Below are 16,190 nucleotides of genomic sequence, written 5' to 3'. Positions count from 1 at the left end.
GGGTTGAAGAGGTAGACCCTTTCCGCCCCACCAAACCCAGGATGAACGCGTTGACGCCCCCATCAGCACCTATGAATGCTGCCCTGACCGCACCCATCAACCTAGTGACAACACGTCCTCCGTGGAGTCAGACCTTTTCCTCGCTCAAGATCCGCAACTACCGCATTTTCGCTTCCGCAAATATTGTGGCCGTCATTGCTGTGTGGATGCAGCGAGTGGCACAGGACTGGATGGTGTTGGAACTTTCCGGCTCCGTCACCGCCGTCGGCATTACCGTTTTCATGCAGTTCATCCCCTCCCTCGTCTTGATGCCGCTGGGCGGAATCCTTGCCGACAGGTACTCCAAGCGGCTCATTCTCATGATCAGCCAGGGTTCGGCAGCGGTGCTGGCGACTCTTATGGCCGTGCTTGCGCTGACCGGGCACCTCGAGGTGTGGCACATTTACGTCATTGCCTTCATTCTGGGGCTCGTTGTGGTTGCTGATCAGCCCGCCCGCCAGGTGTTCGTCAACGAGTTGGTGGGGCCCACTCAACTTCGCAACGCGATCAGCCTGAACTCCTCTATTTTTCAACTCGGCGGCATGATCGGCCCCGCGATCAGCGGCGTCCTGATCATGGCGGTCGGTGGCGGTTGGGCCTTCGCGGCCAACGCACTTGCCTGCACCATCACCGTGCTCTCATTGACGATGATCCGCTCGTCGGAACTGGTGAGAATGCCGCCCGTGAAGCGCGCCAAGGGCCAGCTCATGGAGGGTGTTCGGTATGCGTTGGGCAAACCGACCATCTTCTGGCCAGCCGTCATGGCTGCCGTCTTTGCCGTGTTCGGTCTCAGCTTGGCCGTACTGATGGCCGCCTACGCCAACAACGTGTTCGATGTTGGTGCCGGCGGCTACGGCCTGCTGAATACTCTCGTTGCCCTCGGTGCACTGGGTGGTGCGCTGGCCTCGACAAGGATTGCGACGTTGCGGCTGCGGGGAGTCATGACAGCAGCTGGCGCCTATGGTGTGTTGCTGATTATTGCCTCGGCAGCACCCAGTATGGTCACCTTCGGAGTGGTCATGGTCGTGGCTGGATTCGCCTCGCTGCTATTCCTCACCAGCGCCAATCAGCTGGTGCAGATGTCAACCAACGTTTCCATCAGAGGCCGCGTCATGAGCCTTTACGTCATGGTACTTCTGGGTGGCCAGGCCGTGGGCGGACCGCTCATGGGCTGGTTGGCCGAGAATTGGGGCGTGCAGTGGGCCATGGTGCTTGCTGGCGGCATGCCGTTGCTCGCCGCCGTCGTGATTGGCTTGGTATTGGCAAAGCGTGGGCAGTTGACACTGCAGGTGAATCTGCGCAGTGCACGTCGCCCCGTCTTTATTGTGGCCAAGGTGGGCTGAGCCCTACGCCCAGCAGGTTCAGGCGGGCTTTCGACTGTGGCCCGGCGGACCCAGAAAATCGTGAAGGGAGGCTGCCACGGACCCAAGGTCGTGCAGCTCGCATTCCCACACCGTGAGCGTCCTCCATCCGAGGCTTTCCAGCCCCGCCAGAGCCTGGCCGTCCCGCTGAACGGTCCTCGTCCGCTTGGCGTCCCAGAATTCGGCATTCGTTGCCGGCTTATGGGATCCGTTGGAGCAACCGTGGGAGTGCCAAAAACAGCCGTTCACAAAGATGGCCTGCTGGTTCCCGCGGAAAACTAGGTCAGGTGTGCCGGGCAAATCCGATGCGTGCAGCCGGTATCTGTAGCCTTCAGCAAACAGCAGCCGCCGGACCAGCATTTCCGGCCGAGTGTCCTTGCTGCGGATGCTTGACATGACGCGGTGGCGTTGTTCTTTGGTCAGTGAATCAACCATGGACCCATGCTACGCGCACGCTTGTTGGAGGGAAATGAATTGAAGGGGCAGGGGAGGAGCTTCCTGCCCCTTCAAGGACTAAAATTAACGTACGAAAACTTCTTTTCGGGTATCTTGCCGGCTTGACGGTCGACCCTGACCAGCCGGTGACACCATGCGACATCAATCCAATCCCATTGTTGAGAGCTATGCCGGGCTGCTAAAGAGTGTGCGTGCGGCTGGGCTGATGCGCCGCCGTCGGACATTCTATGCACTCTTATTTGCCGTCCTGTTGATGATTCTCGGTGCCGCCGGCACAGGATTCGTGTTGCTTGGACAGACCTGGTTCCAGCTCCTGATAGCCGCCGTCCTCGGGTTGGTATTCACCCAATTCGCGTTCCTGGCTCACGAGGCCGCCCATCACCAAGTATTTTCCTCGGGAAGTGCCAACGACTGGACGGCGCGGATCCTGGGCCCGCTGTTGGTGGGCATGAGCTACGCCATGTGGGTCAAGAAGCACACGGCGCACCACCAATACCCGAACGTCAAGGGCAAGGATCCGGACATTCACACCGGAATTGTGGCGTTCCATGAAGAAGGTGCAGCCACAAAGCACGGATTTGCGGCTGCCATTACCCGCCACCAGGGCACGCTCTTGTTTCCGCTCATTCTTTTCTTGGGCTTGAGTCTTGTCCTTGACTCGGCCAAGACGTTGTTTGGCCGGCGCGGCGTAAAGTACCGCTTCGTGGAGATTGGGCTGCTGGTCCTGCGCTTTGGCAGTTACCTGACGGTGTTGTTCGTCATGCTTCCGTGGGGCATGGCACTGGCCTTTGTTGGCGTGCAGATGGGAGTCTTTGGATTTTACATGGGCGCCTCTTTTGCGCCGAACCACAAGGGCATGCCAGTCCTGGAGACTGGCAGCCGGGTGGATTTTTTGACCCGTCAGGTGGTGACAAGCCGCAATATCCGTGGCGGGTTCTTTATCGACACCTTGATGGGCGGGTTGAACCACCAGGTGGAACACCATCTGTTCCCCGACATGGCGCGGCCGGAACTGCGCCGCGCCAATGCCTTGGTCCGTCAGGCGTGTGAGAACAACGGGATCGTGTTCACCGAAACCGGACTGTTCCGGTCTTATGCCCACGTGGTGCGCTACCTTAACCGGGTGGGCCTATCGGCCGCGGACCCTTTTGAGTGCCCGTTGGTACGCCGATATCGCTGAATCTGAGGTTATCCCTCGATCAGCGGCAGATGCGGGTAGTTTTCCTGGCGCCCTTGGAACTCAAGGATGGCCGGGTTGATGATCACGCCGTCGGAAATTTCGATGGCTCGGGCAATGGGCTCCGACCCCGTCCAGGCCTCCCGGCCAGCTAGGACCGTGTCAAGGAACGGCAACAAGGCTTCACTGATTTCCCACGTGGCCGAGTTCCACAAGTAACTGGGACTGTGGTCAACCGCGTAGTAGTTGATATGGTTCCCCACCGTAAACATTGGATCGTTGAACGTGGTGCTGCGGGCCCAACTGAATCCCATGCCCTCGTCGCAGGAAACGTCCACGATCAAGCTGCCGGGCCGGAACGCGTCAAGGTCGGCCTCCGCCAGATACGTCATGGGATCGTTGGGATCCTGCAACGTGCAATTGACTACGATGTCCGCCTCGGCGAGGAACACACTCAACGGCACATCACCATCTTCCACCATGACAAAACCCGTATAGGGGGCCTCGGGTGCAAAATCAAACTGCACCATCTCGGCCGAGTGGATCGGGGCTGCCACGGCTGCCACATTGCGGCTCGTTAGGACCTGCACGTCGTGGATTCCAAGGGCCTTCAAGGCTGTCACGGCTCCGCGGGCGGTGGCGCCGAAACCAATGACAACTGCCTTGAGTCGCCGCCCATAATCGCCCGTTGAACCCGTCAGGGTCAAGGAATGCATCACCGAGGAGTAGCCGGCAATCTCGTTGTTCTTGTGGAACACGTGAAGCCCAAAGCCGCCGTCGGAGGCCCAATGATTCATGGCTTCAAAGGCAATGAGCGTTAGCTTCTTATCGATGGCCAGTTGCGTAATGGCGCGGTCCTGCACGCAATGCGGCCAACCCCAGAGGATTTGGCCGTCCCTGAGATCGGCCAGGTCAGAAGCCTGCGGCTTGGGTAGCAGGACAACATCGGCTTCTGCTATGAGCTTCTCGCGGGAGGCCACCTTGCCCACCAACGTGGCCAGGACGTCGTCGGACATTCCGAAGCGGTCGCCGTAGCCCTCTTCGACAATGAGCCGGGAGCGGACTTCCTCTTCCATGCGAGAGAAATGTTCCGGGTGAATGGGGGCGCGGCGTTCGTCAGGCTTGCGTGATTTTCCTAGAACGCCCAGACGCAGCCCGGTAGTTTCGGGACTCATTTCTTCTTTGCTGGCGTGGGTTTGTCCGCGATCGAAGCCGTGGTTTCGCCAGCGCGTTTGTCAGCGCGCTTTTCCTTGATGGATTTGCTGGATTTCTTCGATGCGGTTTGCCGTGGTGATTTGTCGCCCATGTCAGCTCCCTAAAGGTGGGGCCAAAATGACCCCATGGCCTGACCCTACACGCACCGGGAGTTAAAGAACTGTTGCCCCTGAGTTAATACTCAGGGGCAACCTTCACACAGAGCGGGCGACGGGAATCGAACCCGCGTATCGAGCTTGGGAAGCTAGCGCTCTACCATTGAGCTACGCCCGCATTGGAATCTCTGCGGCTTGGCGCCGCATTGTTCCGGTATTGATTCTAGCCCGAGACCCGGGGTGCTTCTGACCAATGACACGCACAAGTTCAGATGCCGCCGCCGAAGATGATCCGGGGTGTTTAGCCAATGATGGAGGCCTTCACGGCCGTGAATTCGGCATCGGTGAGCGCGCCCGAGGCGTGCAGGGCGGCCAGGCGTTCGAGCTTGCTCAACAAGTCCTCACCGGGAGCGGTTGGTGCCAGCACCGGAGCCGGGGCGGCCACCGGGGTCGGCAAGAACTGTGCAGCCGCGGCCTGCTGTTGTGCGGCTTGTTGATTCGCAGCCTTGGCGTTGACGGCATTGCTGGCAGCCGTGGCGGTCCCTGCGATGACAGCCGTTCGCGCGGCAGTGCCGAGAAGCGAGGGGCGATTACGTCGGCCAAAAACCATGGTGAACTCCAATATGGTGGGTTCCGCACCTTCTCAATGGCATGCGGCTGCTCTCATCGTAGGTTGCCTGAGACTGCTTGGGTAGGTTGCTCGCTTGAGCAGCCCGGTGGCAAGGGAGACATCAGAGGAAGGCGGCCGTCCGGGGTCGTGCCTAGCCAATGAAGACTAGATGGCAGGTTCTGGCTGCTTGCCCTGAAACAGGCGCGTCAAAGGTTCAACGTAACGAGCGGCAATGGGGCCGCTGACGGCCATGATGAGCACATAGGTGGTGGCCAGCGCCGCCAATTCCGGCGGGACCGCACCGGAAGCAACGGCCAGACCGGCAATAACAATCGAGAACTCACCCCGGGCAATCAACGCAGCGCCGGCGCGGGCGCGACCCGGAATACCGATGCCTTGCCGCCGTGCCGCCCACCAGCCGGTAGCCACCTTCGTGAGGGCGGTGACCAGAGAAAGCAACAATGCCACCCCCAGAACGGGAGGAATCGAGCCTGGATCGGTGTTGAGGCCGAACACGACGAAGAACATCGCGGCGAAAAGATCGCGCAGCGGTTCAAGAACCCGTGTGGCGTTCTCCGCCGTGCCACCCGAAATGGCGATGCCCAACAGGAACGCGCCCACCGCTGCCGAGACCTGCATGGCCGAGGCCACACCGGCCACCAGCAGTGCGGCGCCGAGAAGTTTCAGCAGGAACGATTCCCTGTCCGGGCTGTCCAGAACATTGGACACGACGTGCCCAAAGCGCAGGGCGCCGACCAGCACGAGCGTGATGACAAGCAGGGAGATTCCGACGGCGGTCAGTCCACCCATGAACGAAACGCCCGCCAGCACGGCCGTCAAGATCGGCAGGTACGCCGCCATGGCCAAGTCTTCAAATACAAGAATGGAAAGGACCACAGGCGTTTCCCGGTTTCCCAGACGGCCTAAATCACCGAGTACCTTGGCGATGATGCCCGAGGAGGAGCTGTAGGTGATGCCTGCCATGACCATCGCCCCAACAGGCCCCCAGCCAAGAATCAAGGCAACCGCAACACCGGGAAGCATATTCAGGACGATGTCCACCACCCCGGCCATCCACGACTGCTTCAAGCCCGTGACAAGCTCCTTGGCCGTATATTCCAGACCAAGCATAAGTAGGAGAAGGATGACGCCAATCTCGCTGGCTATATGCGCGAAGCCGTCTATGCCGCCGAGATGGACAAACCCACCCTGACCAAAGGCCAAACCTCCCAAGAGGTACAGCGGAACCGGGGACATGCCGATTCGCCCGGCCAACCGCCCCAGAAATCCGAGCCCAAAAAAGACGATGCCGAGCTGAATGAGGGAGAGGGTGGTTGGGTCCATGGAGTGATTACGCTTTGGACTGCAAAATCAGGGCGGCCTCGGCCAGTCCGTCGTCAGTACCAACAATGACCACCAGATCGCCAACGTGCAGCACTTCATCGGGACGGGGAGAACCAATGACGTCACCATCTCGCAGCAATGCCACAATCGAGGCCCCGGTGCGGGTGCGCATCTGAGTATCTCCCATGGTTCGTCCGGCAAAAGCCGAACCCTTGCGAATCAAAATCTGGTGCGTGCTGATGCCTGACACGTTTTCCTGCTCGGCGCTGAGCTGGGCAATGAGCTGCGCGGATCCCAGCAGCTGGCCGAGCCCGGCAGCCTCTTCGGCGGTGAGCGGGATGGATGCCGCGCACGCGTCAGGATCGTCGGCGCGGGAGAGGATCAGCTCGGTGCGGCCGTCACGGTGTGTCACAACCCCCACCCGCCGTCCGATGCCCAGCTGCAGCTCCCTGCGTACGCCAATTCCAGGAAGAGGCGTCTCTTCAATATTCATGGTTCTTACCTTAGCTGTGTGATTCTCTAAATCCCCCTATCATCAACGCATTACTGCCCCCAAATAGTCCCGAGGGCACCTCGATACGCTATTTTTAGAAGGTGCTGATCTCTGACCGCGACATACGTGCCGAAATTGAAGCCAAGCGCATTGTCTTGGACCCCTATGACCCCTCCATGGTGCAGCCATCGAGTATTGATGTGCGCATCGACAGGTACTTCCGCCTGTTCGATAACCACCGCTACGCCCACATTGACCCATCGGAGGAGCAGCCCGAGCTGACCCGCATGGTTGAAGTTGACTCGACCGAGGCCTTCATCCTGCACCCGGGTGAGTTTGCCCTGGCCTCCACGTACGAGACCGTCACGCTTCCGGACAACGTGGCCGCACGCCTCGAAGGCAAGTCCTCGCTGGGCCGCCTGGGCCTGGTAACGCACTCAACAGCGGGCTTCATCGATCCGGGATTCTCCGGTCACATCACCCTTGAGCTGTCCAATGCCGCCACGCTGCCGATCAAGCTGTGGCCCGGCATGAAGATTGGCCAGCTGTGCTTCTTCCAGCTGACCTCCCCTGCCGAGAACCCATACGGCACCGGCCCGCACCAGAACCGCTATCAGGGCCAGCGCGGCCCCACGGCGTCGCGTTCGTTCCTGAACTTCCACCAGACAAAGATTTAGTCCCCGGACCCAAGACGGCGAGGGTCTCGCTGCGAGCAGTGGGATCGGATGGCGTACGACGGCGGGCCGTCGTCCCAATGGCTCCCAGCTAGGCGTTGACGCCGTGCGGCGGGGCCTTGACCGGCAGGAGCAGCAGCAGGCCCAACAGGAGTACCGCAAGAATGCCTATGATTCCCCAGCGCTGAGCGCCGAAGATGACGATGCACAGGCCAAAGAGCTGCGGAGCCAAGAAGGATACGGCACGCCCCGTTGTGGCGTAGAGGCCGAACAGTTCCCCTTCCTGACCCTCGGGTGCCAGGCGCCCCATGAACGTTCGGGCCGATGATTGGGCCGGACCAACAAAGAGACACAGGATTAAGCCGAAGACCCAGAACGCGTTCTTGCCGTCCAGGAACAGCAATGCGCCGCCGGAAACTAGCAGCCCCACGAGGGATGTGACAATGACGGCCTTGGGACCAAACTTGTCGTCGAAGAAACCGGCCGAGAGAGCCCCAATGGCGGCCACAACGTTGCCTGCGATGGCGAAAATCAAGACGTCGCCGGTCTTGAAACCAAAGGATCCAACGGCCAAGACGGCACCAAAGGTGAAGATGGCGGCCAGGCCGTCGCGGAAGATGGCGCTGGAAATCAGGAAGTACACGGTGTGCCGATCGGCCTTCCACAGCAGCCTAATGGTCCAGTACAACTCCTTGTACGACTGGAAGAATCCCACTTTGGGCATATCCGGATCGGGCTTGGATTCGGGGATGGCAAACATGACTGGAATGGAGAACACCAGGATCCACAGCGCGGAGAAAAGTGCCACGACCCGGTAGGTCATGCCGTCGGCGCTGGTGATGCCAAAGATGCCAACCTCGGGCTTGATCAACGCAAAATACACAATGAGCAGGGCAACGATGCCACCCAAGTATCCGGCGGCCCAGCCGAATCCGCTGATCTTGCCAATGGTCTTTTTGGTTGAAATTTGCAAAAGCATGGCGTTGTAATTGACGCCTGCGATCTCAAAGAAAACGTGGCCGGCGGCGATCAGCATGCAGCCAAAGAGTAGGTATGACTCGTGCGGTCGGACGAAGAAGCAGGCCGCCGTCAGCATCGCCACAATCGCCGTGTTGATGCCCAGCCACAACTTGCGCCGGCCGCTGTGATCCGTGCGCTGCCCGGCCACCGGAGCTAGCAGTGCAATAGCAAATCCGGAAATGGACATGGCAAACGCCAGGGTGGCCGTTGCCTTGTCGGCGCCGCCAAAAGCGTCACCCGTCAGGTACAAGGCCGTAAAAATGAAGGTGGTCATGACGGAGTTAAAGGCCGCACCACCCCAATCCCACAAAGACCAGGCAACGATCTGCCCAGTTGTCCCCGGCGTCTTGGTCGGGGCGGCTGGCAAGGAGGCAGCGGCGGGCGGGTACTCAGTCATACGGCACATGCTATCGCCCGCATTGGTCCCTCGGGGTCAATATGGGTGAACATTGCGTGGCCGCAGCGAAGCCGTCAACGGTGCAGTCGGATTGGGGGCGCTGTGGCGCGTGGCTCCGGCGGCATCTGTGGGGGCCGCCACTTGATAGGCTGGTGGGGTCGGGAACCGACGTTAAACCCCGTGATTCGCTCATTTCCAGCCCGAAACATGTGGAGCCCCCAGTGTTGTTTGTCCTTTGCGCGCACTTCATCGTTGCCATTTTTGCGCCCATTTTATTTTCCCGGTGGGGCCGATCGGCGTTCTACGTTCTCGCCGCCGTTCCCGGAATCAGCTTCATTTGGCTTGTTGCGCAATATGAAAATGTGTTCTCGGACACATTGCCGAGCCCATCGCTTGAGATCAATTGGATACCGGTCCTCGACCTCAACCTTTCCTTCCGGATGGATCAGCTTTCATGGCTGATGTCGCTGCTGGTGCTGGGTGTTGGTGCGCTGGTGCTGGCCTACTGCGCCAGATACTTCAAGACAAACGACGCCGGACTGGGCGGCTTTGGCGCCCAACTGTTGGCTTTCGCCGGGGCCATGTTTGGACTCGTCACCGCGGATAACTTCATACTCCTATTTGTTTTCTGGGAACTGACAACTGTTCTTTCCTACCTGTTGATTGGTTACGCGCGCACCCGTATAGCGGCCCGACGAGCCGCGCTCCAGGCATTGATTGTGACCACCTTCGGCGGCCTCGCCATGCTGGTGGGCCTGATCATGATTGGCGAGAGCGCGGGAACGTACAGCATTTCTTCAGTGCTGGCCAAGGCGCCGGAGCTCATGGCGAGCTCTGGAAGTCTCCGGATTGTGCTCGATATTGGTGTTGCCCTGCTGCTGGTGGGCGCGGTAACCAAGTCCGCCCTGCTGCCCTTCCACTTCTGGCTGCCCGGAGCCATGGCGGCACCCACCCCGGTCAGTGCATATCTCCACGCAGCCGCAATGGTGAAGGCTGGAATTTACCTCGTGGCACGGCTGGCCCCCGGCTTTGCGCAGACCGAATACTGGCAGCCCATGATTGTGGTGCTGGGACTGGCCACCATGCTGTTGGGCGGCTGGCGCGCCCTTAGGCAATTCGATCTCAAACTGATTCTCGCCTACGGCACCGTCAGCCAGCTCGGCTTCATCACCTTGGTGGTTGGTTTGGGCGGACAAGAAGCAGCCATGGCGGGCATGGCCATGGTGCTGGCACACGGTTTGTTCAAGGCTTCCCTGTTCCTGGTTGTGGGCATTATTGACCACCAGAGTGGCACGCGAGATATCCGTGAATTGTCCGGAGTTTTCAAGTCTGCACCGAAACTCGGTGTGGTGGCACTCATTGGTGTAGCGTCCATGGCTGGTTTGCCGCCGTTGGCTGGTTTTGTTGCCAAGGAAGGCATCTTCCAGGCGTTCATTGCCTCGGCCAGCCACGGCTCGGCCGGCCCCTTGGTTGGGTGGACCGTACTGGTTGGCATGGTGCTTGGCTCGATTCTGACGTTTGCCTACAGTGCCCGGTTCATGTGGGGTGGCTTCTCCACCAAGGACAAGGGCATGGCCACCGTTTTCAAGCCGGTTGGTTGGTTGTTCCTTGCCGCACCGGCGCTGCTGAGTGTCTTGACGCTTGGCTACGGATTCTTCCCGCAGATTGTTGAGGGATGGATCAAGCCGTACAGCGATCTATTCCCGGCCTATGACCCCCACGGTTTCCACCTCCTGCTGTGGCACGGATTTACGCCCGCATTGGGTCTGAGCGCCATTGTGGTTCTCTCGGGTCTTGGCTTGTTCCTGTTGCGGAACAAGGTGGAAGCCTTGCAAAGCCGCATCCGGGCCCCTTGGGACTTTGAGCGGGCCTATCGGCAATTGATCGTGGTCCTGGACATTGTCGCCATTTGGATTACTGGACGTACGCAGCGTGGTTCACTCTTCTTCTATCTCGCGGTGATCCTGTCCACCGCCATGGCTTCCGTCCTGGTGGTTCTGTTCCTGGGTGATCAGAACTGGACGGACTCCCTCTACTTCATTGACCCGGGCTCGCCCTTCCAAATGATTGCCGGAGTGGCCATTGTTGTGGGCGCGGTATCTGCCGCGCGCGCCAGCAAGCGTTTCATGGCCGTTCTGATGGTCTCGGTCACCGGATACGGCATTGCGCTGATCTTTGCGTTGCAGGGCGCCCCGGACCTGGCGCTGACACAGATGCTGGTTGAAACCATCATTCTGGTGGCCTTCGTCCTCGCCATGCGCCAGCTGCCGCCGGGCCTGCTGGAACGAAAATCAGTGGGCAGCCACCGGGTGGTCCGCCTGATTCTGGGCATCGGCTTTGGGGTCACCATGATCATCGTGGCAATTGTTGCCATGGGTTCACGGATCCATGAGCCCATCAGCCTGCACATGCCTGAATTGGCATATGCAGGTGGCGGTGGTCTCAACGTAGTCAACGTGACTCTCGTGGACATCAGGGCCTGGGACACGTTTGGTGAGATCTCGGTCTTGGCCATCGCAGCCACTGGTGTTGCCAGCCTGATCTTTGTTCGCGGCCGAGGGAACTCCCTGCCGCGGGCTGAAACTGTTGAAACGGGCAGCATTGGCAAGCTTCGCGTGGACGCCTCACAGGCCACCATCAAGCTTGCCGAACGGTTCACCCAATCGGCTGGCAACCCGTGGCTCGTGGCCGGACGCACCTTGGCTCCGGAACGTCGCTCCATCATCATCGAGGTTGTTACCCGGCTGGTCTTCCACAGCATTATTGTTCTTTCCATCTACCTGCTGCTGGCGGGCCACAATGCCACGGGCGGTGGCTTTGCCGGCGGCCTCGTGGCGGGCTTGGCTCTGACAATTCGCTACCTGGCCGGCGGACGATTCGAGCTGGCCGAGGCCACCCGAATCTCAGCAGGAACGCTGCTGGGTGTGGGCTTGGCACTGGCCGCCCTGACGGGTGCTATTCCGCTGTTCCTTGGCGGGGACGTTTTCCAAAGCGCCATTATCGCCTTTGACCTGCCCATCTTTGGGCACGTCAAATTTGTAACCTCAACACTCTTTGACATCGGCGTATATCTGGTGGTGGTGGGTCTTGTGGTCGATGTCCTGCGCAGTCTGGGTTCTGAGATTGACCAACACGAAGAAGACGGGACCGGGCGCATCGAAATGATCGAGGACGACGAGCCACTGGAGGTGGGACGATGAGCGTGAACCTCACCTTATTGCTGGTCATGGGAGTGCTCTACGCCGTGGGCATCTACCTCCTGCTCGAGCGCAGCCTGACCCGTGTTTTGCTCGGGCTGATGCTGCTGGCCAACGCAACGAACGTGCTGCTGCTGACAACAGGCGGCTATGCCGGGCTGGCGCCGATCTTCAGCAAAGACATACCGTCCACGGAATTCAATGATCCACTTCCGCAGGCCTTTATCTTGACCTCCATTGTGATTTCTTTCGCTGTCACGGCTTTCATGTTGAGCCTGATTTACCGTTCCTGGCTACTGAGCAGGGCCGATCATATCCAGGTGGATATGGAAGATATTCGCGTTGCCAAACAGGAAATCTACGACGACGAGGAAGACTCCGAAATCGCCGTCGAAATTTCTGACTTCCATGAGAACGATCAGCCTCTGGCCAGGCGCGAAACCGTTCCAGGCATTGGCCCCAAGAAAACGTCCGGATCTCCTGAATCATCAACCAAGGAAAACGGTGTACACCCAGTGACTCCCGGAAAGGACAAGGAATGAACGTCGCCAGTATGACCCCACTCGCTGTAGTCATACCCTTTCTCGGCGCGGCTCTTGCCTTCGTCCTGATCAGGCACCCACGCGCGCAGCGCCGCGTGAGCCTCGCCACCATCACCATCACCCTGCTCTTGGAAGTTTGGGTTCTGGCGAGCGTGTGGCAATCAGGTCCCATCGCGGTGCACTTGGGTGGGTGGGCCCCGCCCTTCGGCATTGTCATGGTGGCCGACCAGTTCTCCTCCCTGCTGCTTGTCATTTCATCGGCCGTCAGCCTGGCCGTTCTGGCCTACGCCACCGGACAGGGTGCCGCCGACGGGGAAGAAGGCGGACCGGTCTCCGTTTTCCACCCCACCTATTTGATCCTGGTTGCGGGCGTTTCCAACGCCTTCCTTGCCGGTGACTTGTTCAACCTTTATGTGGGCTTTGAAATCCTGCTGACCGCCAGCTACGTGCTCATGACCCTGGGTGGCACGGGATCCCGAATCCGGGCCGGCATCACCTATGTGGTTGTCAGTGTGGTGTCATCCTTGCTGTTCCTGATCGCCATAGCCATGGTCTACGGAGCCACAGGAACCGTGACACTGGCTGATTTGGCCGTGAAACTTGGCGAGCTCGACCCCGGCACACAAAACCTGTTGCACGTGCTGCTGCTGGTGGCGTTCGGCATCAAGGCGGCAGTCTTCCCGCTGTCCTTCTGGCTTCCCGACTCCTACCCCACGGCCCCCGCACCGGTCACGGCCGTGTTTGCCGGGTTGCTGACCAAGGTTGGCGTATATGCCATTGTGCGTACGGAAACGCTGCTCTTTCCCACGGCAGATTTTAATGCCGCACTTCTCGTTGTTGCCCTGCTAACCATGGTGGTGGGAATTCTGGGTGCCGTGGCCCAGACGGATATAAAGCGAATGCTTTCCTTTACCTTGGTGAGCCACATCGGTTACATGATCTTTGGTGTTGCGCTTTCATCAGTTCTGGGACTTGCCGCCACCATTTTCTACGTCATCCACCACATCACCATCCAAACCAGCTTGTTCATGGTCACGGGTCTGATTGAACGCCGTGGCGGTACCTCATCCATTACACGACTGGGTGGCTTGGCGAAGTTGTCTCCCATTTTGGGTGTCCTATATTTCATCCCGGCCATGAACCTTGCCGGCATTCCGCCTTTCTCGGGCTTCCTCGGCAAGTTGGGCTTGCTTCAAGCCGGTGTGGCAGACGGTTCACCACTGGCCTACGCGGTTGTGGTGGGCGGGGTGGTAGCCAGCCTGCTCACCTTGTTGGCCATGGCCCGCGTGTGGAACCGCGTGTTCTGGCGCAGTGCGGCTGACGCCGAGGATCCAGACCCCGTGCTTCTGGCCACCGCGCCGGATTCCTCGGGCGCACCGAGCATGCGCGCGTTGCGAACCAGCAAGCACGTGGATGCAACGGAGGGGCGTTTCTCCGGCGAAAATGAGGTCCCCATCCTGCCCAAGATGATGGTGTACTCCACCATGGGGCTGGTGCTTTTGGGGTTGGCCATGACGTTCTTCGCCGGACCACTTTTTGATCTCAGTCATGAGGCAGCCACCAGCATGCTCGAGCGAACCCAGTACATTGAAGCCGTGATGGGCAGTGGGGCGGTGACTCCATGAGTCAGAGCATGAACTACAGGCGCAAGCTCAACTTCCTCCAGAAATTGCCGCTGCTGATCTGGCTGGTAGTGGTGTGGGGTGCCCTCTGGCAGGATTTTAGTGCCGGAAACCTGCTCTTTGGCGCGTTGATTGCCATAGCCGTCTTTCAGATGTTCTACCTGCCGCCCATCGAGTTGAGCGGCCGTTTCAACGTGCTGCGTGCAGCGACGTTGGCGCTGTGGTTCCTGAAGGAAGTCACGGTAGCTAGTTTCCAGGTCCTCTTCTGGTCGGTGGTCAAGGGGCCCAAGATCCGAAATGCCGTCATCGCGGTGCCCTTGCGAAGCCCCTCTGATCTACTCATGACAGCCGTTGGCCACGTCCTTTCGCTCATTCCAGGGTCGCTGGTGGTGGAGGTCGATCGAGGTTGCGCCACCCTTTACGTACACGCCATGAATGCGCCGACCCCGGAGAGCGTGGACAAGGTCCGCAGGGGCATTCAGGACATTGAGGCACGGCTGATCCAAGTTATGGGGACAAAAGAAGAGTTGGCCCTGGTAAAAGCTGAGAGGTCGGGAGCCGCCATCCTCACCTATGCAACCTCGCCGCAGTCCACTGTTGGAAAAGCCGAAACTACTGGGGAGGTGCAGTAAAAGCCATGGGTGTTGTTGTCATTATTGTTGCCGCTCTGTTGTCCCTCGCCGCAGCTGGCACAATCTACAGGATTGCCAAGGGGCCCTCACTGCTTGACCGCGTGATTGCCGCCGATGTTTTGCTGGCCATCTTCGGCGCCGCACTGGCCACCGAAATGGCCATGAATCAGCACACCGACAATCTTGCCCTGTTGGTGGTGTTGACAGTGATCGGATTCATTGGCTCGGTGACGGTTGCCCGCTTCGTGGCACATAAGAAGGAGGACGGATGAACACTTTTCTCAATGTCCTGACCGCCATTGCATTGCTGCTTGGGGCCTTCATGAGCCTGGCTGCGGCCATCGGCCTGCTGCGGTTCCCTGACCTGATGAGCCGTATGCACGCGGCCACCAAGCCCCAGGTCCTGGGGCTCTTGTTGATGCTGACCGCCATTGGGCTGCAGATGCGTTCGTGGACGCTCCTGCCGATCTTGATAGTTGCCTGGCTTTTTCAGCTTCTCACCGTGCCGGTCTCGGCCCACATGGTTGGCCGTGCCGGCTACCGAACCAAGCATCGGCGCCCGGAATTGCTCAGTGTGGACGAGCTCGATCAAGTGGTGGGCGCGGCCATCCAGGACGATACCCGCAAGGAGTCCCCGCGGAAGTAGCCCCGCATCACTGAAGATTGCACGCAAAGGCCCCGTTCGGCGTCGTTCTGGGATTCAAAACCCAGGCTCGCGGAACGGGGCCTTTTGTGATGCTGCCTAGACTTCTTCGGGGTGTTTGTTGAAGCGGGCGATCGCCTTCTGCGTGGTGCGCCCCGCAATGGTCTGGATGATCGCCGCCACCACGGAGGAGACCAGTGCGAACGTCAGCGCCGAACGAAGGCTGTTCTCCAGGTTGGCACCGTCCTTGGGTGGCTTGTTCCCGGTGCTTTTCTCCCAGACGGTGTCCACGAGCTTGCTGGCAGCAAACCCGGCACCCAGGCTCACCCCGGTTCCGAGCAATTTCAAAACAATGTTCATGAAGGACTCCTAACGTGTTTGGCACGGCCCGCACAAGGCGGAAACCTAAGGCCAGCCTAGCCGGTACAGGCTGCACGGCAAACGAGACTTGCAGCAAACTGCGGCGGCTCATGACGCATGACATTAGCTCCCGGGTTGCGACGAGGGGTAAACTTAAGCCGCAATTCAAACACGACAGGGGAGCGTCATCCTAACCTTGGGATCCGGCGCTGAGAGTGCGGTTCGCCGCAGACCCTCGAACCTGCTCCGGCTAGTACCGGCGAAGGGAGTCGAGTTCTCTTCGGCTGCGCGGAAATACCGCCGCGGCCGCCCC

General features: G+C 59.7%; 17 protein-coding genes, 1 tRNA gene and 1 riboswitch. Of the genes, 9 read left to right on the top strand and 9 right to left on the bottom strand.

The window, feature by feature from the left end:
• The first annotated feature begins 41 nt into the window (after positions 1-41).
• Positions 42-1,382 (top strand): MFS transporter, encoded by a 1,341-nt coding sequence (locus BLV41_RS14950; RefSeq protein ID WP_074712323.1) that lies wholly within the window; start codon positions 42-44, stop codon positions 1,380-1,382.
• An 18-nt stretch (positions 1,383-1,400) separates the two neighbouring features.
• Here BLV41_RS14950 and BLV41_RS14945 read toward each other — a convergent pair whose 3' ends face one another.
• A complete protein-coding gene (locus tag BLV41_RS14945) occupies positions 1,401-1,835 on the bottom strand; it encodes a very short patch repair endonuclease (RefSeq protein WP_074712322.1) in 435 nt (144 codons plus the stop codon).
• 154 nt (positions 1,836-1,989) lie between these two features.
• Between BLV41_RS14945 and BLV41_RS14940 the strand changes: the two genes are divergently transcribed.
• A complete protein-coding gene (locus BLV41_RS14940) occupies positions 1,990-3,036 on the top strand; it encodes a fatty acid desaturase family protein (protein ID WP_074712321.1) in 1,047 nt (348 codons plus the stop codon).
• Between the two features lie 8 nt (positions 3,037-3,044).
• Here the strand turns inward: BLV41_RS14940 and BLV41_RS14935 are convergent, their stop codons facing one another.
• From BLV41_RS14935 to BLV41_RS14915, 6 genes are all read right to left on the bottom strand, one after another.
• Positions 3,045-4,208 carry a N(5)-(carboxyethyl)ornithine synthase gene (locus BLV41_RS14935; RefSeq protein ID WP_074712320.1) on the bottom strand — a complete coding sequence of 388 codons (1,164 nt, stop codon included), beginning with the start codon at positions 4,206-4,208 and terminating at the stop codon, positions 3,045-3,047.
• The gene (locus BLV41_RS22820) at positions 4,205-4,339 is read right to left on the bottom strand and encodes a hypothetical protein (protein ID WP_275425683.1); all 135 of its coding nucleotides are present in this window, start codon (positions 4,337-4,339) and stop codon (positions 4,205-4,207) included. The genes BLV41_RS14935 and BLV41_RS22820 overlap by 4 nt, the downstream gene beginning before the upstream one ends.
• 111 nt (positions 4,340-4,450) lie before the next feature.
• Positions 4,451-4,521 (bottom strand) — tRNA-Gly (locus BLV41_RS14930).
• 123 nt (positions 4,522-4,644) lie between these two features.
• Positions 4,645-4,953, bottom strand: coding sequence for an SHOCT domain-containing protein (locus BLV41_RS14925; RefSeq protein ID WP_044571065.1), 309 nt, complete (start codon positions 4,951-4,953; stop codon positions 4,645-4,647).
• A 165-nt stretch (positions 4,954-5,118) separates the two neighbouring features.
• On the bottom strand, positions 5,119-6,297 hold the full coding sequence (locus BLV41_RS14920) for a cation:proton antiporter (protein ID WP_074712319.1): 1,179 nt from the start codon (positions 6,295-6,297) through the stop codon (positions 5,119-5,121).
• Positions 6,298-6,304: 7 nt separating this feature from the next.
• Positions 6,305-6,790: a cation:proton antiporter regulatory subunit gene (locus BLV41_RS14915; RefSeq protein WP_074712318.1), complete on the bottom strand. Its 486-nt coding sequence runs from the start codon at positions 6,788-6,790 to the stop codon at positions 6,305-6,307.
• 101 nt (positions 6,791-6,891) lie between these two features.
• Here BLV41_RS14915 and dcd point away from each other — a divergent pair, with 101 nt between their 5' ends.
• Complete coding sequence (gene dcd / locus BLV41_RS14910) at positions 6,892-7,467, top strand: dCTP deaminase (protein WP_074712317.1); 576 nt, start codon at positions 6,892-6,894, stop codon at positions 7,465-7,467.
• An 88-nt stretch (positions 7,468-7,555) separates the two neighbouring features.
• Here the strand turns inward: dcd and BLV41_RS14905 are convergent, their stop codons facing one another.
• Positions 7,556-8,881, bottom strand: coding sequence for an MFS transporter (locus BLV41_RS14905; protein ID WP_074712316.1), 1,326 nt, complete (start codon positions 8,879-8,881; stop codon positions 7,556-7,558).
• Between the two features lie 221 nt (positions 8,882-9,102).
• On the opposite strand from BLV41_RS14905, the gene BLV41_RS14900 reads away from it, so the two are divergent.
• Genes BLV41_RS14900 through mnhG form a run of 6 tightly spaced genes read left to right on the top strand, consistent with a single transcriptional unit; the run spans position 9,103 to position 15,520 of the window.
• Complete coding sequence (locus BLV41_RS14900; RefSeq protein ID WP_074712315.1) at positions 9,103-12,081, top strand: Na+/H+ antiporter subunit A; 2,979 nt, start codon at positions 9,103-9,105, stop codon at positions 12,079-12,081.
• Positions 12,078-12,620: a Na(+)/H(+) antiporter subunit C gene (locus BLV41_RS14895; protein ID WP_083360803.1), complete on the top strand. Its 543-nt coding sequence runs from the start codon at positions 12,078-12,080 to the stop codon at positions 12,618-12,620. The genes BLV41_RS14900 and BLV41_RS14895 overlap by 4 nt, the downstream gene beginning before the upstream one ends.
• On the top strand, positions 12,617-14,245 hold the full coding sequence (locus tag BLV41_RS14890; RefSeq protein WP_074712314.1) for a Na+/H+ antiporter subunit D: 1,629 nt from the start codon (positions 12,617-12,619) through the stop codon (positions 14,243-14,245). Before BLV41_RS14895 ends, BLV41_RS14890 begins: the two co-directional genes overlap by 4 nt.
• Positions 14,242-14,874, top strand: a complete 633-nt coding sequence (locus tag BLV41_RS14885; protein ID WP_244516922.1) for a Na+/H+ antiporter subunit E — start codon at positions 14,242-14,244, stop codon at positions 14,872-14,874. Before BLV41_RS14890 ends, BLV41_RS14885 begins: the two co-directional genes overlap by 4 nt.
• A gap of 5 nt (positions 14,875-14,879) precedes the next feature.
• Positions 14,880-15,146, top strand: coding sequence for an MrpF/PhaF family protein (locus BLV41_RS14880; protein WP_074712312.1), 267 nt, complete (start codon positions 14,880-14,882; stop codon positions 15,144-15,146).
• Positions 15,143-15,520: a monovalent cation/H(+) antiporter subunit G gene (gene mnhG / locus BLV41_RS14875; protein WP_074712311.1), complete on the top strand. Its 378-nt coding sequence runs from the start codon at positions 15,143-15,145 to the stop codon at positions 15,518-15,520. Before BLV41_RS14880 ends, mnhG begins: the two co-directional genes overlap by 4 nt.
• Positions 15,521-15,616: 96 nt before the next feature.
• Here the strand turns inward: mnhG and BLV41_RS14870 are convergent, their stop codons facing one another.
• Positions 15,617-15,877 (bottom strand): DUF4235 domain-containing protein, encoded by a 261-nt coding sequence (locus BLV41_RS14870; RefSeq protein ID WP_044571048.1) that lies wholly within the window; start codon positions 15,875-15,877, stop codon positions 15,617-15,619.
• A 166-nt stretch (positions 15,878-16,043) separates the two neighbouring features.
• Positions 16,044-16,162: riboswitch (TPP riboswitch) on the top strand.
• The last annotated feature ends 28 nt before the right edge of the window (positions 16,163-16,190 follow it).

This window comes from Arthrobacter alpinus (assembly GCF_900105965.1).
Taxonomy (GTDB): Bacteria; Actinomycetota; Actinomycetes; order Actinomycetales; family Micrococcaceae; genus Specibacter; species Specibacter alpinus.
The sequence above is the reverse complement of the archived record's forward strand: the minus strand, read 5'-3'. Positions and strand labels throughout refer to the sequence as shown.

Excerpts from the sequence above, each read along its gene's own strand:
- BLV41_RS14945 (WP_074712322.1), bottom strand. The coding sequence starts at position 1,835 with ATGGTTGATTCACTGACCAAAGAACAACGCCACCGCGTCATGTCAAGC.
- BLV41_RS14885 (WP_244516922.1), top strand. The coding sequence starts at position 14,242 with ATGAGTCAGAGCATGAACTACAGGCGCAAGCTCAACTTCCTCCAGAAA.
- BLV41_RS14870 (WP_044571048.1), bottom strand. The coding sequence starts at position 15,877 with ATGAACATTGTTTTGAAATTGCTCGGAACCGGGGTGAGCCTGGGTGCC.
- BLV41_RS22820 (WP_275425683.1), bottom strand. The coding sequence starts at position 4,339 with ATGGGCGACAAATCACCACGGCAAACCGCATCGAAGAAATCCAGCAAA.
- BLV41_RS14925 (WP_044571065.1), bottom strand. The coding sequence starts at position 4,953 with ATGGTTTTTGGCCGACGTAATCGCCCCTCGCTTCTCGGCACTGCCGCG.
- BLV41_RS14905 (WP_074712316.1), bottom strand. The coding sequence starts at position 8,881 with ATGACTGAGTACCCGCCCGCCGCTGCCTCCTTGCCAGCCGCCCCGACC.
- BLV41_RS14940 (WP_074712321.1), top strand. The coding sequence starts at position 1,990 with ATGCGACATCAATCCAATCCCATTGTTGAGAGCTATGCCGGGCTGCTA.
- BLV41_RS14880 (WP_074712312.1), top strand. The coding sequence starts at position 14,880 with ATGGGTGTTGTTGTCATTATTGTTGCCGCTCTGTTGTCCCTCGCCGCA.
- BLV41_RS14950 (WP_074712323.1), top strand. The coding sequence starts at position 42 with ATGAACGCGTTGACGCCCCCATCAGCACCTATGAATGCTGCCCTGACC.
- BLV41_RS14920 (WP_074712319.1), bottom strand. The coding sequence starts at position 6,297 with ATGGACCCAACCACCCTCTCCCTCATTCAGCTCGGCATCGTCTTTTTT.
- mnhG (WP_074712311.1), top strand. The coding sequence starts at position 15,143 with ATGAACACTTTTCTCAATGTCCTGACCGCCATTGCATTGCTGCTTGGG.
- BLV41_RS14895 (WP_083360803.1), top strand. The coding sequence starts at position 12,078 with ATGAGCGTGAACCTCACCTTATTGCTGGTCATGGGAGTGCTCTACGCC.
- BLV41_RS14890 (WP_074712314.1), top strand. The coding sequence starts at position 12,617 with ATGAACGTCGCCAGTATGACCCCACTCGCTGTAGTCATACCCTTTCTC.
- BLV41_RS14935 (WP_074712320.1), bottom strand. The coding sequence starts at position 4,208 with ATGAGTCCCGAAACTACCGGGCTGCGTCTGGGCGTTCTAGGAAAATCA.
- BLV41_RS14915 (WP_074712318.1), bottom strand. The coding sequence starts at position 6,790 with ATGAATATTGAAGAGACGCCTCTTCCTGGAATTGGCGTACGCAGGGAG.